This is a genomic window from Demequina aurantiaca (assembly GCF_050598105.1).
GTDB classification, from domain to species: Bacteria; Actinomycetota; Actinomycetes; order Actinomycetales; family Demequinaceae; genus Demequina; species Demequina aurantiaca_A.
On record NZ_CP192436.1, the window covers coordinates 2,647,507 to 2,669,577 of the forward strand.

19 protein-coding genes and 1 riboswitch are annotated in these 22,071 nt (G+C 66.1%); of the genes, 13 read left to right on the forward strand and 6 right to left on the reverse strand.

All coding sequences use genetic code 11. The features are described from left to right. Positions 1-153: 153 nt before the first annotated feature. Positions 154-981: a DUF4397 domain-containing protein gene (locus tag ACQU6B_RS12190; RefSeq protein WP_430867809.1), complete on the reverse strand. Its 828-nt coding sequence runs from the start codon at positions 979-981 to the stop codon at positions 154-156. 179 nt (positions 982-1,160) lie between these two features. Between ACQU6B_RS12190 and ACQU6B_RS12195 the strand changes: the two genes are divergently transcribed. Next, positions 1,161-2,159: a DUF4349 domain-containing protein gene (locus ACQU6B_RS12195; RefSeq protein WP_430867810.1), complete on the forward strand. Its 999-nt coding sequence runs from the start codon at positions 1,161-1,163 to the stop codon at positions 2,157-2,159. Between the two features lie 143 nt (positions 2,160-2,302). Here the strand turns inward: ACQU6B_RS12195 and ACQU6B_RS12200 are convergent, their stop codons facing one another. Then, positions 2,303-4,726 carry a GH36-type glycosyl hydrolase domain-containing protein gene (locus tag ACQU6B_RS12200; protein ID WP_430867811.1) on the reverse strand — a complete coding sequence of 808 codons (2,424 nt, stop codon included), beginning with the start codon at positions 4,724-4,726 and terminating at the stop codon, positions 2,303-2,305. A 218-nt stretch (positions 4,727-4,944) separates the two neighbouring features. Between ACQU6B_RS12200 and dcd the strand changes: the two genes are divergently transcribed. The 6 genes from dcd to ACQU6B_RS12230 all read left to right on the forward strand — a co-directional run bounded on the left by dcd (position 4,945) and on the right by ACQU6B_RS12230 (position 13,356). Beyond that, positions 4,945-5,520 carry a dCTP deaminase gene (gene dcd / locus ACQU6B_RS12205; RefSeq protein ID WP_430867812.1) on the forward strand — a complete coding sequence of 192 codons (576 nt, stop codon included), beginning with the start codon at positions 4,945-4,947 and terminating at the stop codon, positions 5,518-5,520. A gap of 129 nt (positions 5,521-5,649) precedes the next feature. Beyond that, a complete protein-coding gene (locus ACQU6B_RS12210) occupies positions 5,650-8,448 on the forward strand; it encodes an excalibur calcium-binding domain-containing protein (protein ID WP_430867813.1) in 2,799 nt (932 codons plus the stop codon). An 87-nt stretch (positions 8,449-8,535) separates the two neighbouring features. Beyond that, positions 8,536-9,600, forward strand: a complete 1,065-nt coding sequence (locus ACQU6B_RS12215) for a DUF2510 domain-containing protein (protein WP_430867814.1) — start codon at positions 8,536-8,538, stop codon at positions 9,598-9,600. 103 nt (positions 9,601-9,703) lie between these two features. Next, positions 9,704-9,821: riboswitch (TPP riboswitch) on the forward strand. A gap of 24 nt (positions 9,822-9,845) precedes the next feature. Then, on the forward strand, positions 9,846-10,955 hold the full coding sequence (locus ACQU6B_RS12220; RefSeq protein ID WP_430867815.1) for a thiamine ABC transporter substrate-binding protein: 1,110 nt from the start codon (positions 9,846-9,848) through the stop codon (positions 10,953-10,955). 38 nt (positions 10,956-10,993) lie between these two features. Then, positions 10,994-12,637 carry an ABC transporter permease gene (locus ACQU6B_RS12225; protein ID WP_430867816.1) on the forward strand — a complete coding sequence of 548 codons (1,644 nt, stop codon included), beginning with the start codon at positions 10,994-10,996 and terminating at the stop codon, positions 12,635-12,637. Then, positions 12,634-13,356, forward strand: a complete 723-nt coding sequence (locus ACQU6B_RS12230) for an ABC transporter ATP-binding protein (protein ID WP_430867817.1) — start codon at positions 12,634-12,636, stop codon at positions 13,354-13,356. Before ACQU6B_RS12225 ends, ACQU6B_RS12230 begins: the two co-directional genes overlap by 4 nt. A gap of 76 nt (positions 13,357-13,432) precedes the next feature. On the opposite strand, the gene ACQU6B_RS12235 is transcribed toward ACQU6B_RS12230, so the two are convergent. Further along, entirely contained in the window at positions 13,433-13,909 is a 477-nt protein-coding gene (locus tag ACQU6B_RS12235; protein ID WP_430867818.1) for a rhodanese-like domain-containing protein, read from the reverse strand. Positions 13,910-14,148: 239 nt separating this feature from the next. Between ACQU6B_RS12235 and dnaK the strand changes: the two genes are divergently transcribed. The 4 genes from dnaK to ACQU6B_RS12255 all read left to right on the forward strand — a co-directional run bounded on the left by dnaK (position 14,149) and on the right by ACQU6B_RS12255 (position 18,145). Continuing rightward, a complete protein-coding gene (dnaK, locus tag ACQU6B_RS12240; RefSeq protein WP_430867819.1) occupies positions 14,149-16,026 on the forward strand; it encodes a molecular chaperone DnaK in 1,878 nt (625 codons plus the stop codon). 80 nt (positions 16,027-16,106) lie between these two features. After that, a complete protein-coding gene (locus ACQU6B_RS12245; protein ID WP_430867820.1) occupies positions 16,107-16,712 on the forward strand; it encodes a nucleotide exchange factor GrpE in 606 nt (201 codons plus the stop codon). A gap of 33 nt (positions 16,713-16,745) precedes the next feature. Further along, a complete protein-coding gene (locus ACQU6B_RS12250) occupies positions 16,746-17,699 on the forward strand; it encodes a DnaJ C-terminal domain-containing protein (RefSeq protein WP_430867821.1) in 954 nt (317 codons plus the stop codon). A gap of 38 nt (positions 17,700-17,737) precedes the next feature. Beyond that, a complete protein-coding gene (locus ACQU6B_RS12255; protein WP_430867822.1) occupies positions 17,738-18,145 on the forward strand; it encodes a heat shock protein transcriptional repressor HspR in 408 nt (135 codons plus the stop codon). A 4-nt stretch (positions 18,146-18,149) separates the two neighbouring features. Here ACQU6B_RS12255 and ACQU6B_RS12260 read toward each other — a convergent pair whose 3' ends face one another. Further along, positions 18,150-18,809: a hypothetical protein gene (locus ACQU6B_RS12260; protein WP_430867823.1), complete on the reverse strand. Its 660-nt coding sequence runs from the start codon at positions 18,807-18,809 to the stop codon at positions 18,150-18,152. After that, a complete protein-coding gene (locus tag ACQU6B_RS12265) occupies positions 18,806-19,138 on the reverse strand; it encodes a PadR family transcriptional regulator (RefSeq protein WP_430867824.1) in 333 nt (110 codons plus the stop codon). Before ACQU6B_RS12265 ends, ACQU6B_RS12260 begins: the two co-directional genes overlap by 4 nt. 95 nt (positions 19,139-19,233) lie before the next feature. Here ACQU6B_RS12265 and ACQU6B_RS12270 point away from each other — a divergent pair, with 95 nt between their 5' ends. Both ACQU6B_RS12270 and ACQU6B_RS12275 read left to right on the forward strand, forming a co-directional pair. Further along, entirely contained in the window at positions 19,234-20,229 is a 996-nt protein-coding gene (locus ACQU6B_RS12270; protein ID WP_430867825.1) for an ATP-binding cassette domain-containing protein, read from the forward strand. Next, positions 20,226-21,032: an ABC transporter permease gene (locus tag ACQU6B_RS12275; protein WP_430867826.1), complete on the forward strand. Its 807-nt coding sequence runs from the start codon at positions 20,226-20,228 to the stop codon at positions 21,030-21,032. The genes ACQU6B_RS12270 and ACQU6B_RS12275 overlap by 4 nt, the downstream gene beginning before the upstream one ends. A 125-nt stretch (positions 21,033-21,157) precedes the next feature. On the opposite strand, the gene ACQU6B_RS12280 is transcribed toward ACQU6B_RS12275, so the two are convergent. After that, on the reverse strand, positions 21,158-21,931 hold the full coding sequence (locus ACQU6B_RS12280) for a hypothetical protein (RefSeq protein ID WP_430867827.1): 774 nt from the start codon (positions 21,929-21,931) through the stop codon (positions 21,158-21,160). Between the last annotated feature and the right edge of the window lie 140 nt (positions 21,932-22,071).

The window sequence follows — 22,071 nt, forward strand, 5'->3', positions numbered from 1 at the left end:
CTCCTCCTAGAGTCTCCCCCCGTGTGGTCCTGAGGAGCCGCCAGCGGACCGACGCCACTGAGGCGAGGATCCGCGAGCGACAGGGGCACCCCCGGGGGGATAGGGGTGCCCCTGCCTGGTGGTGCGCCCCGCCCGTGAGGGCGGGGCGCTGGATCAGCGACCGCGGCGTGAAACCGCTGCGGTGACGCCGAAGCCTGCCAGCCCGAGGGCCGCGAGGATTCCGACGGTTGCGGCGATGCTCATGCTCGAGCCCTCGTCCGCAAATCCCTGGGTGCCGGCCTGAACGCCGGTGGGCGTCGCCGAGTCCTGGGTGGCGGTGTCCACCGTCTGCACGGCAAGGGCGAGGTTGGCGTCAGCCGCGCTGCCCCAGGCGTAGACGATGGTGTTGACGCCGGATTCGATCGGGACGTCTGTCGGGCCAAGCACCGGGTCGGTCTCGCCGGTCAGCGACACAGCCGCCTCGTAGGTGGCTGCGGGCACGTCGCCCATCATCTCGTCAGGGTTGGCCAGGTTCGAGAACAGCACCGCGCCGTCGGCCCAGATGTCTACCGCCGGAGCCGCGGCCACGTGGCGTACGGTCAGGCGGCCCTCGCCAGAAGCGGTCTCACTGATGTCGTTGGTGAACAGCGTCGCGGTCGGGTCGCCGTCAGCCGTCAGGTGAGCCACAGCGGTGTAGCTCATGTCGGCCTCGAGGGGCAGGTCGATGGGGCCCAGAACCGGCTCCGAGTCGTCCGCTGCATCGGCGGCGGTGATCGCTACCGAGTAGGTGTCGGGAGCGAGCTGAAGGGGCCCACCCATGTCGCCGGGCTCGAAGTCGTCGAGCGTGAGCTCGCCGTTGACGTAGACGTCAACGGTCAGACCGGGAATGCCGTGGAACACGGACAGTTCTGCCTTGCCATCGTCGACGGCCATCGCGGGAGCCCCGAGTCCGGCGGCGAGCACAGTGCCCACCGCGACTGAAGCGAAAATTGTCTTGCGCATCGTGCCTTCTCCAATCCGGGGGTCACCCTGTTGTGACCCGCCTTCATGTAGTACTTCCGGCCGAGGTGCGGTTTTGGATGCAGCGGATTTGAATAACTTTTTGGTACGGCAAATAGCAGGATGGTTACGATTCGACCCAACGCTCGCGCGCTGCCAAGCGTCTCCCTACTATGAACAACATGAGCACACGCAACCAAGCGGCCTCGCGCCGCGCCCGCCTCGGCGGCGCCATCGCCTCACTCTTTGTGGTCGCAGCCGTACTCGCGGGTTGCTCCTCCTCGTCCGACTCCGACGCCGCGTACGTGGACAGCGGGGCCGACGCCGAGGTCGCCGAGGCGGGTGCCGAGCCCGCCTTCGCCGATGCGGAGTCCGCTCAGAACCCGCAGTCGCCCGTGGCCGACCGCTCCGTGATCATCACCGGCTTGATGTACATGACGGTCGAAGACCCGATCGAGTCCGCCGACCAGGCGGCTGACATCGTGCAGGGCGCGGGCGGGCGGATCGACGCCCGCAGCGAGACCGCTCCCGACGAGCGGGACGGCGGCTCCGCCTCGCTGACCCTGCGCATCCCCTCGACCGACCTGGACGCCGTGGTGGACGACCTACGCGACCTGGGCACCGTGGACCAGTTCAGCACCGACTCCTACGACGTCACCACCGAGGTGACGGACCTCGACGCGCAGATTTCGACGCTGCGCACCTCGACCGCGCGCATCGAGGCCCTGCTGCTGGAGGCCAAGGACATCAAAGACATCATCACGCTCGAGAACGAGCTGGACCGCCGCCAGGCGGAACTCGAGGGCCTTGAGGCGCGCCAGCGTGGCCTAGAAGACCAGGTGTCGATGTCGACCATCGCCCTGTCCCTCACCACGGAGCCAGTGGTCGTCGTCGACGACGCGCCCGAGACGTTCTGGGACGGGCTCGTGGCCGGCTGGAACGGGCTCGTCGCCTTCATCTCCGTCGCGCTGGTCATCGCCGGAGTCCTGCTTCCCTGGCTCATCATCATGGGCCTCATCGCCCTCGCGATAGTGCTGCCGATCCGCGCGAGGAATGCTCGCAATCGTCGCCGAGCGGCGCCTCCTGCACCACCCATCGCGACCGCGGCACCGTCACCGTCGACCCCGGATTCGTCGCAGACGGCGTCAGCGACCGAGGCGACGGCCGACCGGGACAGCTGACCGCGGCGAGTCGCCCGGCATCGTGCGGGGGCGCCTGAGCCCCGGCACGGGCGGCAGCGCCGCTCGTCACGACGTCGGATGAAGAAGCACAGAGCCCGCGCCCCGAAGGAGCGGGGCGCGGGCACTGTGCTTACATTTGTGAACTAGACGACGGCGTCGACCACCACGGTTGACCCCGCGGGGGCGTAGGGCACGGTGTTGCCCTCGATCGGCTGTCCATCCACGGTCAGCGCAGCGCCCTTGCCGCCAGAGTTCGTCACGTTGATGACGTACTCGGCGCCGCGGATCTGACGCTTGACGGTGAACTGGCCGATCTCCGCACCGATGCACGGGTCAACCACCAGTCCGTCGTAGTCGGCTCGCACACCCAGCAGGTACTGCGAGACGGTGACGAAGTTCCACGACGCGGTGCCGGTCAGCCAGGAGTTCTTGGCCTGCCCGTGACGCGAGGCGTCCTTGCCGGCGATCATCTGCGCGTAGACGTAGGGCTCGAGCTGGTGAACCTCGGACTGCTCCTCGCGATACGCCGGGGCGATCTGCTTGTAGTACTCCCAAGCGTTCTCGTTACGCCCCACCATCGTCTCCGCGATGATGATCCACGGGTTGTTGTGGCAGAAGATCCCGGCGTTCTCCTTGTAACCCTCGGGGTACGTGGAGACCTCTCCGAGCTCGATCTTGTACTCGGTGAACGCGGGGTTCAGGAGCACGATGCCGTGCGGGGTGTTCAGGCGCTCGCGGACGGAGTCCAGCGCCTGAATGGCCTTGCCGTCGTCCAGGCCGATGCCGCCCATGATGCAGTAACCCTGCGGCTCGATCCAGATCTTGCCCTCATCGTTTTCCTGCGAGCCCACGGGGTTGCCGTAGAAGTCGTAGGCGCGGCGGAACCATTCGCCGTCCCAACCGTGGTCGAGGACGGCCTGCTTCATCTCGTCGATCGCGTTCTGAGCACGAGTGGCCTCCGCCTCGTCGCCGCGACGGCGAGCGAGCTCGACGTAGTCGGGTCCGATGGCAGCGAACATGCCGGCGATGAACACCGATTCGGCGACGCCGCCCGCCTGGTTCTCGGTGGTCTGGAAGGACTCGCCGGGGGTGTCGGAGAAGCAGTTCAGGTTGAGGCAGTCGTTCCAGTCGGCGCGCCCGATCAGGGGCAGGCCGTGCGGACCGAGGTTGTTGGTGACGTGGTCGAACGAGCGCTTGAGGTGCTCCATCAGCGGCATGGCCTTGGACTCGTCGTTGTCGAACGGCGTGGGCACGTCGAGGATCGAGTAGTCGCCCGTCTCCTTGATGTACGCCGCGGTGCCGAGCACCAGCCACATGGGGTCGTCGTTGAAGCCGGAGCCCACGGCGTTGTTCCCGCGCTTGGTGAGCGGCTGGTACTGGTGGTACGCGCTGCCGTCCTCAAACTGGGTCGAGGCGATGTCGATGATGCGTTCCTTAGCGCGCTCCGGAACCAGGTGCACAAAGCCGAGCAGGTCCTGGTTCGAGTCGCGGAAGCCCATCCCGCGGCCAATTCCGGTCTCGAAGTACGAGGCCGAGCGCGACATGTTGTACGTCACCATGGACTGGTACTGGTTCCAGATGTTGACCATGCGGTCGAGCTTCTCGTCGCTCGAGCTGACCGTGTACGAACCCAGCAGGTGGTCCCAGTACGAGCGGAGCTTGGCGAACTGAGCGTCCGTCTTCTCGTTGGTGTCGAACTTCTCGAGCAGCTCCAGAGCGGGCGCCTTGTTGACGATGCCCTTGGACTCCCACTTGTCCTCGCGGGCGTTCTCCAGGTAGCCGAGCGTGAACGTGTAAGTCTTGGACTCGCCGGGGGCGAGCTCCACGTCGAGCGAGTGCGAGCCGATCGGGTACCAGCCGGACGCGACGGAGTTCGCGGACTTGCCCGCCGCGGGCACCTCAGCCTCGCCGAAGCCGTTCTGGTGACCCAGGAACGTGTCGCGGTCGGTGTCGAAGCCGGCGATGGGCGCGTTGACGCCGTACACGGCGAAGTGGTCGCGACGCTCGCGGTACTCGGTCTTGTGATAAATGTTGCCGTCGACTACCTCGACCTCACCAATGTTGAGGTTGCGCTGGTAGTTGGTCTGGTCGTCTTCCGCGTTCCACAGGCAGAACTCGACGAACGAGAACAGCGTGACGGACTTTGCCGCATCGGACTCGTTGGTGACGGTGACCTGGTGGATCTCCGCGTTGATGTCGACGGGGACAAAGAACAGGGTCGAGACGTTGAGGCCGCCGCGCGATCCGGAGATGCGCGTGTAGCCCATGCCGTGACGCGTCTCGAAGAAGTCGAGGTCCTTCTTGTACGGGAAGTAGCCGGGGCTCCACACGTCGCCGCCGTCGTTGATGGAGAAGATGCGTCCACCGGAGTCAACGGGCGTGTTGTTGTAGCGGTAACGCGTGAGCCTGCGCATCTTGGCGTCGCGATAAAACGCGTAGCCGCCGCCGGTGTGGGAAATGAGCCCAAAGAACTCCTGCGAACCGAGGTAATTGATCCACGGATACGGAGTGTGCGGCGTTTCGATGACGTACTCACGCTCGTCATCGTCAAAGTGACCAAACTGCATAGTGCCCTTCCCCATTGAAGGCGGTGTGACCCAGCCTCAGCCTGCCCACGCGGGGCGGGCGGTTCGAGATAGCGCGCGATGCGCGCACTATCGAAACGATTCGTTTGCGCTCTACCGTACACGTTTCTGGTCATAATCCTAAAACTTTCTGCGGCGCTGTGCGCACTGCGGTACTCGGCGATGCCACCCGAGGCGCGCCCGCCGGGTAGGTTTGGCACATGCTGCTGTCTGATCGCGATATCCGTGCGGAACTCGATGCCGGGCGCGTAGCGCTCGACCCCTACGAGCCGGAGATGATCCAGCCGTCGTCCATCGACGTGCGCCTGGACAAGTTCTTCCGCGTCTTCGACAACCACAAGTACGGGGTGATCGACCCTGCACAGGACCAGCCTGAGCTCACCCGCCTGGTCGAGGTCGATGCCGACTCCCCCTTCGTGCTGCACCCCGGCGAGTTCGTGCTGGGTTCGACGTACGAGTCCGTGACGCTGCCCGATGACATCGCGGCTCGCCTCGAGGGCAAGTCCTCGCTGGGTCGCCTTGGCCTCATGACACACTCCACGGCCGGCTTCATCGACCCCGGCTTCGTGGGCAACGTGACCCTGGAATTGGCGAACGTCGCTACCCTGCCCATCAACCTGTGGTCCGGCATGAAGATTGGGCAGCTGTGCTTCTTCCGCCTGTCCTCGCCCGCGGAGCACCCGTATGGCTCCGCCGCCTACGGCTCGCGCTACAGCGGCCAGCGTGGACCCACCGCCAGCCGCGGATCGCAGAACTTCCACCGCACCGAGGTCTAACGTTCCTCTGAGCTGCTCGGGCTCGGTCAAGCAAATGCTTGACACGCAATCTCACGAGGCGCACACTGACGCAACGAACTCGCACGATGCCTCGTAGCCAGGCGGTTCCCACTCACACCTGGGGGACATATGGCCGTGCACACCTTTCGCCGCAGTCTGATGGCGACGGTCACGATCGCGGCAGTAGCGCTGTCGTTCATTACGCCAGAAGCATCGGCCGCAGATGAAGGTATTGACATGCCGCGCGGTGACCTTCGCAACTGCGTCACCGACGCCCTCGGGTTGTCGCAGGGGGCCACTATTTCGACCAGCCAGATGCTCGAACTCACAGTGCTTCAATGCCCCGGACGGTTCCTCGGGAAACTTGATGGCCTCGAGCATGCAACAAACCTGCGCACGCTCAACATCAGCACGGCTTACGTTGGACACTCGCCCGATCCCAACGCGACTCGCGACCTCTTTGTGCCCCTCACTGGACTCCCGCACCTGACCAGCCTCTACGCCGATACGAGTGACGGCGAACAAATCGACTTTGGCCCGCTCGCGACACTGCCCGCTCTGACCGTGCTCGTGGTCGACACGATCGAAGACAACTCGCTCTCCTCGCTCGCCGGTCTTGATGCTCTCGTGACACTGAAACTCAACGGCGCATACAGGGTCACCGACATCGAGTCGCTCCAGTTACTGCCATCGCTGCGAGAACTCCGCATTAACCAGCTCAACGTTCACTCAGTTTGGCCCTTGGGAAACCTGACTCGTCTCACTTCACTAGACATCCACGGCGACTTTGGCGGCGATCTCACTGGCTTATCAGAACTGTCGAACCTGACCCACTTAGACATTCAGTCTCCCCAGGTCAAGAGCCTCCATGGCATCGAGACAATGGGCAGTCTTCGAAACCTCCGGGTGACGAACAGCCCAGTGTCGTCATTGGAGCCAGTCGCCGCACTCACGGGCCTCGAGACGTTGACGGCGAACTTTACCGACATTGAGGATCTCGCGCCCCTGATCGGCCTCGACAATCTTCAGGAACTGCAAGTTTTCGATGCCGAGGTCTCCGATGTCACCCCGATCACCCAACTGCCGAGCCTGAAGCGCCTCGGCCTTGGCAAAAACCACATCTCTGACCTCAGCCCACTAGGCGACGTCGACACTCTCGAATACTTCGATGCGCGGGACCAGACAATCGTTGCGCCGCCCATCCAGGCGTGCGTGCTTGCCCCGTGGGGCCTCGTTAAGGACGATGACGGAAGGGCGGTCCATCTTGATCCGCCACCTTCAATGGGCATTAGCGGCCCCGAGGGCGCGATTTGGAGCGTCCCCACCTTGCAGACGCGCCTGTACTTCGAAGCCGGCTACCGCCGGTACTCAGGCAGCGTGAGCTTCTCGGTGAGTCCTGCGGGCGAGCCCTGCTCGTGGCGCGACACCCTGAGCGTCGGCTTGCCCGCGCGCGGCGAGCCTGGTGACATCGTCAAAGCACAATTCAACTGGTCGACTGGCGCCTTCCCTGAGACAGAGTCTCAGTGGAAGACTTCTCGTGGGGACTCGATACGCAAAGACGACTTTGTCATGCTCCCGTCCGTCGACCAAGGTTCGTTCGTCACCTTCGAGGTACGCGCGACGACCCCCGGATTCGACCCCACGCCAGTCACCAAGACGGTGCAAGTCAACTATCAGTTCTCCACCGCCGCGAAGGTATCAATCTCCGGAGTCGCAGCCACGGGCAGGTTCCTGACCGCCAAGCCATCGGGATTCAGCGCTGAAGCCCATTTTACGTACGTCTGGATGCGAAACGGGAAGCCGATCTCCGGCGCCCGAGGTTTCGAATACGAAACGACGACCGCAGACCTCGGCAAATCGATCACCGTGCAGGTCGAGGCAACCGATTACGGGTACATCGCGGCGACGCGAATCTCGCCTGGCGTGACCATTTTGAAGCCACTGACGTACACAACCCCCAAAATCACTGGGGTGCTTGACGCTGGGCAGATGCTGAAGGCCAACGTTGCGGCTTGGGGTCCCGCCCCGGTCGCATTGACTTACCAATGGAAGCGTGACGGAGTCAACGTCACTGGCGCCACAGCATCGTCGTACTTACTGAAATCGGCCGATGCTGGGCGTCAGATATCCGTGACCGTCACCGGAAAGAAATCGGGCTACACAACACAGAGTCGCTCGAGTTCGGGCGCGTCCGTGCATCGACTCTTTTCAACCGCGCCGACTCCGAAGGTCACCGGCACGCCCACCGTGGGATACACCCTGACGATGTCGCGCGGCACGTGGTCGCCCTCCGCGACCACGTATAGCTACCAGTGGTACCGCGACAGCGCCAAGATCAGCGGGGCTACCAAGACGACTTACAAGGCTCAGACGGCCGATGCTGGCCACAAGATCACCGTCGCCGTCACCTCAAGGAAGTCGGGCTACACCACGACGACGCGGCACAGCGTGGCCGTGGCGATCGGCAAGAAGCTCACCTCTGCGCCCACGCCCACCGTGTCCGGGACCGCCAAGGTCGGCTCGACTCTGACGGGGAAGGTGGGGACGTGGGGCCCAGGCACGGTCACCAAGAAGTACCAGTGGTACGTGAACGGCTCAGCCGTGGCAGGCGCCACCGGCACCACCTTCAAGGTGCGCCCACAGGACGCGTACAAGAAGGTCACGTTCAAGGTCTCGGCGTCCAAGTCTGGCTACACGTCGACGTCGCGGACCTCGGCCTCCACCACTCCACTCGGAATCAAGTACTCAAACTGCACCGAGATGAGAAAGCACTACCCCGGCGGAGTGGCCAAGAGCTCCTCGGTGAAGGACACTCAGAACGGCGTCATGGGCGGCAAGATCCTCGCGAGCACCTACGTGTCCGCTTCGCTGTACACCCTCAACGCCACGTCTGACCGCGACAAGGACGGCTGGGCCTGCGAACCGTAGGGGCGCGCGCCAAGCGAAGAATAGGCAAACTGCCCCCGCTCGTAGAGTTCCTCCGGCTATGCTGAGCGCGACTTGAGGAGAGCACACATGACCACGAACACCCCCGCAGGCTGGTACACCGACCCCCACGACGCCACCGGGCTTCGCTACTGGGACGGCAACGTCTGGACCGAGCACACCCACCGCCCCGACGGCACGGCCGCTGCACCGGCCACTGACGCCACGGCCGCGACCGCGGTCATGCCCGTCGCGTCCAGCCCCACGTCGCAGACCGAGCAGTTCGAGGTCCCGCCGACTGGCGACGAAGTGCCCGCGTACTCGGCTGCGGCAGCCGGCTCCAACGGCGACGCCTCCGGATACTACGGTGGCGCCACTGGCACGCCGACCGACGTGCCTAAGAAGGGCCTCGGCGGCGGCGCCATCATCGCGATCGTGGCCGGCGCGGTGATACTCATCCTCGCGATCGCGGCAATCCTGCTCGCGGTCCTGTCCTCGGGATCCGATGACGCGGTGGAATCTAGCGCCTCGCCTTCCGCCACCAGCGCGGGCGAGGCCACGGCCGCCCCCGCGCCAGAGGCCACCGAGGAACAGACGCCCACGGACAACGAGGCCGCCAGCGCAGCGGGCGACGCGGTCATCCCGGCCGGGTGGACCCAGGTCACGAGCCCGTCTGGCCTCATCAGCTACGCGTATGCGCCCGACATGACCGACGCTGGCGAATTCATCGACCTCGACACGCTGAGCGACCAGCTCAGCGGCGTGTTCCTCGACGCCACGGCGGAGGTCAGCGGCATGTGGATCGACACCTCCGCGACGGAAACCGCTGGATCCTCGGTCATGCTCATGACCACCACCGGAGGCGTGGACAGCAACGACCTCGGGGCGGAGCTCGAGGCCTTCGCCACCTCCGCGAGCGCCGGCACCGATGACGTGCAGATCGGAGACGCGGAGAGCTTCGTGACTGCGGTGGGCTACGACGCCGCCCGCCTGAGCTACTCATCGTCGAGCGTCGGCGTCACGACCTACGCCACCGTCAGCATCGTGGTTGACGGCGACACGTCCGTGATCGTGTTCGCCTCGACTCCCGCCGACTCAGCCTCCTCTGCCGAGATGGCCCAGCAGGTAGCCGACAGCCTGGTCATCAACCCCTAGTAGTGAGCAGTAACAACCGGGTTCGTCCCCGGGCATGAAGAACGGCGCCGGTCACCCGACCGGCGCCGTTTTCTTTTGCCGGACGCATCGGCGCTATGCTGGCCTTTCACGACAGGGGAGCGTTTCTCGCAAGAGAATAGAACGCTGAGAGTGCGGAACCGCCGCAGACCCTCGAACCTGATCCGGTTGACACCGGCGTAGGGAGTCGAGTCTCGTCCCCTCCTGTATTTCTGGGAGGAATCACCATGCGCACATCGCGCACCGCCGCACTCGCGGCAATCACCATTTCCACGCTGGCGCTCGCCGCCTGCTCGTCCGCCGACGCGGACCCTCAGCCGAGCGCCTCGGCTGCCGCGTCCACCTCGCCCAGCGCCGCGGCCTCCGCGGCAACGGCAGACCTTGGCACCGAGGTCACCGTCGTCACGCACGACAGCTTCGCCGTTCCCGATGACGTCATCGACGCGTTCGAGGCCGAGACTGGCCTCGCGGTCACCTTCGTCGCCCCCGGCGACGGCGGCACGCTGGTCAACCAGCTCATCCTCACCAAGGACCAGCCGCTCGGTGACGTGGTGTTTGGCGTCGACAACACGTTCGCGTCACGCGCGATCGACGAGGGCGTCTTCGCGGACTACGAGTCCACCGCGCCCGCCGCCGCCGATGCCGCCCAGTACGCCGTCGCCGACAGCTCCGCGCTGACCGCAATCGACTTCTCTGACGTGTGCCTCAACGTGGACACCACCTGGTTCGAGGCCAACGACGTGGCCGCGCCCACGAGCCTCGACGACCTCCTCGAGCCCGAGTACCAGGGCCTGCTGTCGGTGACCAACCCGGCCACCTCCTCCCCCGGCCTCGCGTTCCTGCTCGCCACGATCGCCGCCGAGGGCGACGGCTGGCAGGACTACTGGACGGCGCTGAACGAGAACGACCTGCGCGTCACCTCGTCCTGGTCGGACACGTATTACACCGACTTCTCCGCGCCCAACTACGGGGGCGACTACCCCATCGTGCTGAGCTACGCATCGTCCCCGCCGTACGAGGTTGGCGAGGACGGAACCACGCCCACCGCCGCGCTGCTGGACACGTGCTTCCGCCAGGTTGAGTATGCGGGCGTGCTCGAGGGCGCGGCCAACCCCGCCGGCGCACAGGCCGTCGTGGACTGGATGCTCTCCGATGAGTTCCAGGCGTCGATCCCCGAGAACATGTACGTGTACCCCGTGTCCTCTTCCGTAGCCGTTCCCGAGGCGTGGACCGAGTTCGCGCCGCTCGCCGAGCAGCCGTGGGACGTGGCGCCCGCCGAGATCAGCGCGAACCGCGACGAGTGGATCCAGCAGTGGACGGACATCGTCACGCCGTAGGGCGCGGCTGAAGAATACTCGTAGGCCGAGGAACGCACGTGCTGCGCCGTCGCCGTCGCCTCCATCCCTGGTGGTGGGCGCTGGCTGCCGCGCCCGTCGCGTTCCTCGGCCTGTTCTTTGTGTGGCCGCTGGTGGCCGTGCTGGGCCGCGGGCTGGTGGTCGACGGGCACCTCGACGTGGCCGGGGCGTGGGACGTCCTCACTGCGTCGCGCACCACCAAGGTGGTCGCGACCACCGTGTGGCTGGCCGTGCTCGGGACGGCGGGTTCGGTGCTCATCGGCGTGCCCGCCGCGTACGCGCTATTCCGGCTGCGGTGGCGCGGACAGCGCGCGATCAGGGCCATCGCGACCGTGCCGTTCGTGTTGCCCACCATCGTGGTCGCCGCCGCGTTCTCCGCGCTGCTGCGTCCCTCCGGGCTGCTCGGCTACTTCTCGCTCGACCAGTCCGTCGCGGCCATCGCCGCCGCTCTGGTCTTCTACAACATCGCGGTGGTGCTGCGGATAGTGGGCGGCGCGTGGTCCGCCATGGATCCCTCCACCGTGGCCGCGGCGCGAGTACTGGGCGCGTCGCGGTGGCGAGCGTTCCGCGCGGTGACGCTGCCCGCGCTGGCCCCGGCCATCGCCTCGGCCGCCAGCATCGTGTTCCTGTTCTGCGCGACCTCCTTTGGGGTGGTGCTGGTGCTGGGCGGAACCCGAGTCAGCACCGTGGAGACCGAGATCTACCTGCAGGTCAACCAGTTCCTGGACCTGCGCGCCGCCGCCGTGCTGTCCATGCTCCAGCTTGTCATCGTGGGGATCACGCTGTGGGTCTCTAACGCGATGCGTCGCCGCCGCGAGCGCGCCCTGCCGTCGCGCCGCCTCGACGGCACCCGGCCCGCGACCAGGCGTGACGCCCCGGTGGTCGTGGGCATCGTCGCCGTCGTCGCTGTGCTGCTCGCCGCACCGCTCTACGCGCTGGTCGAGCGCTCGCTGCGCACCGCATCGGGCCACGGCTTCGACCACTACGCGGCGCTCTTCCAGCAGCCGGGGCGAGCGATCCTGCCCGTGCCCGTGTGGCAGGCCGCCGTCAACTCTCTGGTCACCGCGGCGATCGCGGCCGGCGTCGCGACCACGCTCGGCGTGCTCGTCGCGTACCTGGTGACGCACCGGTCCCGGCGGGGCGCGGTGCTCGACACTCTTGTGATGCTGCCGCTCGGGGTGAGCGCGGTGATGGTGGGACTCGGCATGCTGCTCACTCTCAACCGGCCAATCTTCGGAATCAATATTGGCGGTTCGTGGTGGCTCGTCGCCGCCGCCCAGGCCGTGGTCGCGCTGCCGCTGGTGGTGCGCAGCATCGTGCCCACCGCCCGGGCCATCGACCCGCGGCAACGCATGGCGGCATCGGCCCTCGGTGCCGGGTCGTGGCAGGTGTGGCGACGGGTCGACTGGCCGATGCTGCGGGGGGCCGTAGGGCTGTCGCTGGGTTTCGCGTTCGCGATCGCGCTGGGCGAGTTTGGGGCCACCAGCTTCCTGGCGCGGCCGGACCGGCCCACCCTGCCCACGGCCATCTACCGGCTGCTGGGGCGCCCAGGAATTGAGAACATCGGCATGGCCTTCGCGGCCTCCGTGCTGCTCGCGGTGCTGACGGCGTCCGTCATGATGGCATCGGAACGCATGCGAACTCAGGTGGGAGCGGATCTATGACTAGGACAGCAAGCGGCGCGGCTACGGCCGCCCCCGACGGGACGGAGCGCACGACCCCGCCCGCGTCCCAGCGCGGCCTCGTGGTCGCCGGGCTGGGAGTGACCTACCCCGGCAAGCCGCCGGTGCAGGCCGTCGACGGCGTCGACCTCAAGGTTCGACCCGGCGAGATTGTCGCCCTGTTGGGTCCGAGCGGCTGCGGAAAGTCGTCGCTGCTCAGCGCGATCGTTGGCGTGGTGGAGCCGAGCGCCGGCAGCATCGCGTGGGATGGGGAGGACATCACGCTGACGCCCGTCCATAAGCGTGGCTTCGGGCTGGTGTTCCAGGACGGCCAACTCTTCCCGCACCGCACCGTGGCCGGAAACATCGGCTTCGGGCTCGAGATGGCCGGCATGGGGCGCGACGAGCGCGAGGAGCGCATCGGAGCGATGCTGGCGCTCGTGGGCCTGGAGGAGTACGGCGCCCGCGCCATCACGGAGCTCTCCGGGGGTCAGCGACAGCGCGTGGCCCTGGCCCGCTCCCTGGCCCCGGCGCCGCGGCTGCTCGCGCTCGACGAGCCGCTGTCGTCGCTCGACGCGGAGCTGCGCGCACGCCTCGCCGTGGACGTCAGGGAAATTCTGCGATCCTCGGGGACCACCGCGATCGTGGTCACGCACGACCCCACCGAGGCCCACGCGATGGCGTCCAGGATCATCCGCATGCGCGACGGACGGCTCGAGTAGCCGGGTCGGGCATACGACCGGCCGGCCTCACGTGCTCTACTACCCGCCCAGCCGCGAGCGGACCCGGGGAGGGTGGCTAGCAGTCGCAGGAGATGCGCCGCCCCGACTGAAGGGATGGGGCGGTGAGCGAGTCTGGCGCGCGCGTCGCGTCGACCACGGTGGGCACGCCGGTGACCGGATCGTGGCCGGCCGCGTCCACCGGGTAGCCCTCGCGCGCCCAGTACTCGAAGCCCCCGATCATCTCCTTCACCTCGTAGCCGAGTTCGGAGATGATCAGTCCTGCGCGCGTGGCGCCGTTGCAACCCGGACCCCAGCAGTAGACAACAAACCTGGTGCCGGTTGGGTATTCGGGGATGCGCGCGGCCATCTGGGGCTTCGGCAGGTGAGTGGCCCCCCGCGCGTGCCCCTGGTCCCAGGCCACCTGGTCGCGGGAGTCGAGCAGCACGAAGTCTGCGGCTGCGGCCTCCAACGCGGAGTGCGCGTCCGAGACGTCCGTCTCGAACGCGAGTTTGGCCGCGAAGTGGGCTGAGGCTGCACTGGTGTCGGTGGTCATGAGGCAAATCTACCGCTGTTGAACCCCTGCCCATCGGCCCGATCTGGGCGACCCGGCCCACCGCCAAGCCCGCGATATTGAGAGTTGAGCGTATGCGACTCAAGTTTGCGCGAATCCACTTGACAATCCGGAACAGATGCGGATACTTGAGTGTATGCGGCTCAACTTTGAGAGCCGGACTCAACCGTGGGCCAGACGAGGCCCAGCGGCGCAAGCCGTTAGACAAGGAGAAATGACTTATGTCACGAGCAGTAGGCATTGACCTCGGCACCACGAACTCGTGTGTAGCCGTTCTCGACGGTGGCGAGCCCACCGTCATCGCAAACGCAGAGGGCGCCCGCACCACCCCATCGGTGGTCGCGTTCTCGAAGACCGGTGAGGTGCTCGTAGGCGAGATCGCCAAGCGCCAGGCCGTCACCAACGTCGACCGCACCATCGCGTCGGTCAAGCGTCACATGGGTACCGACTGGGACCAGAACATCGACGACAAGAAGTACAGCGCGCAGGAGATCAGCGCGCGCATCCTCGGCAAGCTCAAGCGCGACTCCGAGGAGTACCTGGGCGAGAAGGTCACCGAGGCCGTCATCACCGTGCCCGCGTACTTCAACGACGCCGAGCGCCAGGCGACCAAGGACGCCGGCGAGATCGCGGGCCTCAAGGTCCTGCGCATCGTCAACGAGCCCACCGCCGCCGCACTGGCGTACGGACTCGACAAGGGCAAGGAAGACGAGCTCATCCTGGTCTTCGACCTCGGTGGCGGAACGTTCGACGTCTCCCTGCTCGAAGTCGGCAAGGACGAGGACGACTTCTCGACCATTCAGGTCAAGGCGACCGCAGGCGACAACCGCCTGGGCGGCGACGACTGGGACCAGCGCGTCGTTGACCACCTCATCAAGGAGGTCAAGAACTCCGAGGGCATCGACCTGTCCAAGGACAAGTCCGCCGTGCAGCGACTCCGCGAGGCTGCCGAGCAGGCCAAGAAGGAACTCTCGACGTCTAACTCGACCAACATCTCGCTCCAGTACCTCTCCATTGGCGAGAACGGCCCCGTCCACCTGGACAGCAAGCTCACGCGCGCTCAGTTCCAGGAGATGACCAAGGACCTGCTCGAGCGCACCAAGGCTCCCTTCAAGCAGGTCATCAAGGATGCTGGCGTTCAGCTCAGCCAGATCGACCACGTCGTGCTCGTGGGTGGATCCACCCGCATGCCCGCCGTCACCGAGGTCGTCACCGAGCTCACCGGCGGCAAGGCCCCGAACAAGGGCGTCAACCCCGATGAGGTCGTCGCCGTCGGCGCCGCACTCCAGGCCGGTGTGATCACCGGTGAGCGTAAGGATGTGCTGCTCATTGACGTGACGCCCCTGAGCCTCGGCATCGAGACCAAGGGTGGCGTGATGACGTCGCTGATCGAGCGCAACACCGCGATCCCGACCAAGTCCTCCGAGGTCTTCTCGACCGCTGACGACAACCAGCCGTCCGTGATGATCCAGGTCTACCAGGGTGAGCGCCAGTTCGCCCGCGACAACAAGCTGCTCGGTACGTTCGAGCTCGGCGGCATCGCGCCGTCGCCGCGCGGCGTGCCGCAGATCGAGGTCACGTTCGACATCGACGCGAACGGCATCGTCCACGTGCACGCCAAGGACCGCGGAACGGGCAAGGAATCGTCCATCACGGTGACCGGTGGCTCTGCGCTGTCGAAGGAAGACATCGAGCGCATGGTTGCTGACGCGGCCGAGCACGAGGCAGAGGACAAGCAGCGTCGCGAGGACGCAGAAACTCGCAACAACGCCGAGTCCTTCGCGTACTCCACGGAGAAGATCCTGGGCGAGAACGAGGACAAGGTCCCCGCCGAGGTGGCCGAGGACGTCAAGTCCGCGATCGCCGAGGTCAAGACCGCCCTCGAGGGTGACGACACCGCAGCAGTCAAGACTGCGCACGACACCCTGGTCGAGAAGGCGCAGAAGATCGGCGAGGCCGTCTACGCGGCCCAGCAGTCGGAAGAGGCCGAGCCGCAGGAGGGCGAAGCGCCCGCCAGCGACGACGCCCCCGCCAACGACGAAGAAGACGTCGTTGACGCCGAGATCGTCGACGATGAGGACGAGAACGAGAAGAAGTAACGCACCACGCGATGGGCGGGCTGGCAGACGCCGCCCGCCCGTCGCGCGTTACCCCACTCAACACTCTCTAGGAGGACGACGTGACTGACACGCCAGCAGAAAATAACGACAGCAACAACACCCCCGACGATGCCGCGGACTCCCCCGAGTCGCAGCCCCAGGACAACACCGGCGCCGATGCGCTGGCAGAGGCTGAGTCAATCCTGAACGAGGCCGGCGCGACCCTGGAGGCAGACGAGGAAGGCGCGGACGAAGCACTGTCCGCCGCCGCGTTGAAGGCCGCCGAGCACCTCGAGGATCTACGCCGCCTCCAGGCCGAGTTCGTGAACTATCGCAAGCGCGTCGACCGCGATCGCGCCGTGCTGAGCGATCAGGCAACGGGCAAGGTCATCGAGGCGCTGATCCCGTCGCTCGACGACATCGCCGCCGCACGAGAGCATGGCGACCTCGCCGACGGGCCGTTCGCGTCAATCGCCAGCAAGCTCGAGGAAGCCCTCGGCAGGCTCGGGTGGGAGTCCTACGGCACCATCGGCGACGAGTTCGATCCTCAGATCCACGAGGCGCTCATGTCGCAGCCGAGTGCAGAGGTCACCACTCCCACCGTCCAGCAGGTCGCACAGCCCGGCCACCGCATCGGCGAGAAGGTGCTGCGCCCCGCGCGCGTCATCGTCGCGCAGCCCGAGTAGCCGACCGCCCATGCACCGCGAAAGGGAACGCCTATGAGTAGCCAGGACTGGTTCTCGAAGGACTTCTACAAGACGCTAGGCGTCCCGAAGGAGGCCGACGAGGCCGCCATCAAGAAGGCCTATCGCAAGCAGGCCAAGGAACTCCACCCGGACCGCAACCCGGGCAACGCCTCCGCTGAGAAGCGCTTCAAAGAGGTGGGCGAGGCATACGCGGTGCTGTCCGACAAGACGCAGCGGGAACAGTACGACTCCGTGCGCGCCATGGGCGGCGGCCCTCGTTTCCAGGCAGGTGGCCAGAGCGGCGGCGGGTTCGAGGACGCCATGGGCGGCATGTTCGGCGGCGGTCGCCAGCAGGGCAACAACTCAGGAGCACGTGCCCAGAGCGGTGGATTCGAGGACATCTTGTCGAACATGTTTGGCGGCGGCCGACGAGGCCCGACTCCCGGTCAGGACATCGGCGCCACCACCGAAGTCTCGTTCCGGCAGGCCGCCGAGGGGTCCCCCATCTCCCTCAAGTTGGACGGCCGCAGCTTCACCACCCGGATCCCCGTGGGAGTTCGGGACGGGCAGAAGATCCGCATTCGCGGCAAGGGCCGCCCGGGCCAGAACGGCGGCCCCGCTGGCGACCTGATGCTCACTGTGCGCGTGGGAAAGCACCCGGTGTTCACCGCCGAGGGCAACAACCTGCGCATCACCCTGCCGGTTGCCTTTGACGAGGCGGTGCTGGGCGCGACGGTCGAGGTTCCCACGCTCAACGGCACTCGGGTCAAGGTCAAGGTGCCCTCCGGCACCAGTTCCGGACGCGTCCTGCGCGTCAAGGGCCACGGCCTCACGGGAGCGAACGGGATAGGCGACCTGCTCGCCACGGTCAGCGTCACGGTGCCAGGCAAGCTCTCGCGCGCCGCCAAGGAGGCGCTGCAGGCCTTCGCCATCGAGACGGCTAAGGACGATCCTCGCGGGGAGCTGTACAAGAACGCCGTGAAGTAGTTTCTCGATCGCACGCAATCTAGGTTAAGGAGGCCGGCATGGAACGTCCAGACGTTGACGAGCCTGTCTTCCCGATCTCCGTCGCGGCCGAGCTGGCCGGCATGCACGCCCAGACCCTGCGCCAGTACGACCGCGTCGGGCTCGTGGTGCCGCGCCGGCGCCCCGGGGGCGGTCGTCGCTATTCACTCAAGGACGTCGCCGTCCTGCGCGAGGTCCAGCGCCTCAGCCAGGACGAGGGCATCAACCTGGCCGGCATCGCGCGGATCCTGTATCTGCAGCGGCGCGTCGAGGCCCTTGAACTAGAGGTGGGCAAGTTGCGCCACCGCGCCGACCCCGGCTCGCGCGTCTTCACGACGGGCGCGCGCGGGAACGTAGTCATCGTCGAGCGCGGCCAGCGAGGCGAGCGAGGCGAGGGACGCGCCCTGGTGCTTTGGCGCGCCAACTAGGTTTTCACGCCGCGATGCTCGGAGCGGAGTCGCTTCGTGACGTCCTCCGCGTCACTAGGCGCCATGGGCGTGAGAACAGTACGAAGCCGAGCGTGGGCACGATGGCCATGGCCGCGTTGGTTGCGACGCTGACGACATCGACTTCGCCTTGGGTGTCAGTAGTGACCTCGAGGGTGTAACCCAAGAGCAGCGGCGTTGTCACCACGACCGCCCCGCTTGACGGCGCAAGCTGTTCCACGCTCGTGATCATTGCGTCGACGGCGATCACTGCCCCTATTTGCAAAAGGAACCAAACTCCAAGCGCGACAGCGCTTCCCAGGGCCCAAGTAGGTCCTCGGTCACGGGCAGAAACTGCGCTAGCCAGGTCGCGAGGGTGACCCAGCCGCTCCAATATCCCGCTTAACGACTCCTCTGTCGCGGCATCCGCGATGTTGCGCCGGAGGTCATTGGTGAGAATGCGCCTGTCCGCGGTTCCAATCCCGCGCCAGTCAAGCGCGTTGTCATAGCGGAGGACGTACTTGGCCGTCGCAAACTGGTCACGCCACGAGGCGACAGGTGCACGGAACCTGAGCAGCATCACGAGGTAGCCGACGGTGAACATCAAGAGGACTGTGCCCAAGCCTCCCACGGAGACCGCGAGCACTGAGTTGATAGATGTCGTCATGGCTTCTCCTTTGACACGAGACCCGAGACCAGGCCCGTCAGGTGGCTCCACGCGCTGCGCGTGCGTTCCAACTCGGCTTGGCCCTCAGCGGTGATGCGGTAGTACTTACGTGCTGGGCCCTTGTCGGACGGCACCAGACTGGTCTCCAACCGCTTGGCATGCTCAAGGCGAGCGAGAGCGGGGTACACCGTGCCCTCTGTCATGTCGCCAAAGCCCGCGGACCGCAGCCGCACCACAAGTGCGTAACCATAGTCTTCGCGTTCGGCAACGAGGTGCAACAAGAGCAGGGTCACCAGCCCCTTAAGCATCTGCGGATCGACCTCGTTCATGGCTACATGGTGAACTTAGGTACCTCAGATTGTCAAGTAGTGCGGTCGAGGTTTAGTTCTTGCCCTGTGTCGGTGGCGCAACGTAACCTCATGGCATGGCAGAGGACTACGCAGTCGAGGCCGAGGGCCTCATCAAGAACTTCAAGGAAACTAAGGCCCTCAAGGGCATCGACTTGGCGGTGCCGCGCGGCACAGTACTCGGCGTGCTGGGGCCCAACGGCGCAGGTAAGACCACCGCCGTGCGCATCCTCGCGACTCTGCTGCGCGCGGATGGCGGCCACGCCCGCGTCGCCGGCTACGACGTCGCGAAGAAGCCCTCGGAAGTACGCAAGCGCATCGGCCTCACTGGCCAGTACGCGTCCGTCGACGAGGAACTCACCGGTCGCGAGAACCTGCTCATGATCGCCGCGCTACTCAACATGCCAGGGCGCTCCGCCAAGGCCCGCGCCAAGGAACTGCTCGAGTGGTTCGACCTCACCGAGGCCGCGGACCGCACCCTCAAGACCTATTCAGGGGGCATGCGCCGCCGCCTCGACCTGGCCGCCTCGCTGACCGGCCACCCGGAGGTAGTCTTCCTCGACGAGCCGACCACCGGCCTCGATCCCGCCAAGCGCGAGGACATGTGGGACGTGGTGCGCGACATCGTGGGGCGTGGCACCTCGGTGCTGCTCACCACGCAATACCTCGAGGAGGCCGATGCCCTGGCCGACGACATCGTGGTGATCAATCACGGCGAGGTCATCGCCCACGACACCGCGGACAACCTCAAGCGAGTCGTGGGGTCTCAGACCCTGCGCGTGCGCCCCACCACCCCGAGCAATGCCGACGCGGTCAAGGAGATCCTGGCCGGCGTCGCTACCGACCGCGCGCCGATCGACGAGTACCGCCCGGGCGAGTATTCGGTGCCCGTGCTCGATGACTCCGCCCTGTCCACCGTGGTAGCCCAACTCGCGGCGCGACAAGTAAATGTGACGGAGCTCTCCTTGCAGCTGCCGAGCCTGGACGAGGTGTTCTTTACCCTCACCGGCCAGCGACAACGACCGTCAACCGACGCCGCGGAAGCCGGCCAAGATCAGGAGGTAGCGGGATGAGTTCCGCAGCAATCACCCACGACGTCGAGGTCATACAGCAGGGACCATTCGACGTGATCCGGCACTCGATGGTGCTCGCGAAGCGCTCGCTCGTCAAGACGTGGCGCACTCCCGAGGGTTTGATCGACGTCACGCTGTCGCCCATCATGTTTACCCTCCTGTTCACCTTCATCTTTGGTGGGGCGATCGCCGGGTCCACCTCCGAGTACCTCGAGTTCCTGATCCCCGGCCTGATCGGCCAGAACATCGCCTTCGCGTCCGTCGGGATCGGCATCCAGCTCAATTCCGATATGTCGAAGGGGCTATTCGATCGCTTCCGATCGCTGCCCATCTCGCGGGTGGCACCGCTGCTGGGCGCCGCGCTGGGGGACGTCGTGCGCTACGTACTGCTCATTGTGATCATGGTGGGAACCGGCTACGTCCTCGGGTACCGCATCAGCACGGACCCGCTCAGCTTCCTGGGCGGTTGCCTGCTCGCGATCCTGTTCGCGCTGTGCCTGGCGTGGGCACCCATGCTCGTGGGGCTGATCGCGCGCTCCGAGCGAGCGGTGCAGGGCATCGTCTTCATGACGCTGTTCCCCCTCACCTTCGCGTCCAATGCCTTCGTGCCCACGTCGACGATGCCGAGTTGGCTAGCGGCGTTCGCGAACGCCAACCCGCTGTCACACCTGATCTCGTCCCTGCGCGCACTCTGGAGCGGCGGCGACTGGCACTCTCCCGTGGCCTGGACCCTGATGTGGTGCGCCGTCTTCGTGATCATCTTCGCGCCGCTCGCCATTCGCGCGTACAACCGAAAGGCGTGACGCGCCAGCGGACTGGCTGACTGCCCGGTACTGACCCGGCAATGGCTGGGCCCAATACACGGGCTTAGAGACAGGAAAGGCCGATGGCGCCCTCAGCGCGCCATCGGCCGTCCTCCCGCACTGGACTATCGCTGTAGCGATTCCAGCAAACTTGCGACGTACGTGTGATCGGCCGGCAAAGACTCGATCCACACGCGCGGCGGTTGGCGCATGAGGTTGCCCACGCGCATTGCGATCGCACGGTCCGAGATGTGGTCCCGGAGGATCGCGATTCCCGCACCGAGCGAGGTGCCGCGCTCGACGAGAACGGCGTAAAGGCCATCCGCGAGGCGCGCCATGGGGTAACCCTCGCCGTAGGCGTTGGTCAATGCCTGGCCGACGGCGGCATTGCGCGCCATCCGCTGCCAGGGGTCCGGGTCAGCTACTGCGACATCGACCACGACGACCGCGTGCGTGTCGGGAACCTGAGTCCCCGAACGGACGGCCGCGCCGTAGACCTCAGCGAGACGCTGCGTCAGGTACTCGGTGGTGCCGAGCCCCGACTCGGGGTCCTTCATGGTGGGGGCCGCTACCGGAGCGCTGTCACCCTCGGTCCAGCCCTCGCACAGTGCGCGGATGCTACGAATAGGAGCCGACTCGAAACCCGCCGACCTGAACAGGACCGCCATGTCGTCGATAGCTTCGGTGATGCCAACACCCGCCGCTGCCCGCGCCTGTCCCAAACGGAACGCTGCGGGAGCGGTGTCGAGGCGAGCCTCGAGGGCTTCGACCAGTGCCTCGGTTGCGGGCGTGTACCAGTCGCCGGGCCGTAGCCAGACGGACTCGACGCTCGCGTTTTCCCATTGGCGAAGCAGCACGTCGCTGGCGCGGCGCCCTGGGAGATTCGCTTCTATGGTCATGCAATATGAGACGTGGGTCACACTTGGTTATGACGCGGGTAGCAAGAAAACTTTTCTCCACGCACGATTTGCCCGAAATGTGACTAATCTTCCCCTGCTAGTCCTTGCGCTTTGCCAGGTGTTAAAGGGATTATAGGAGG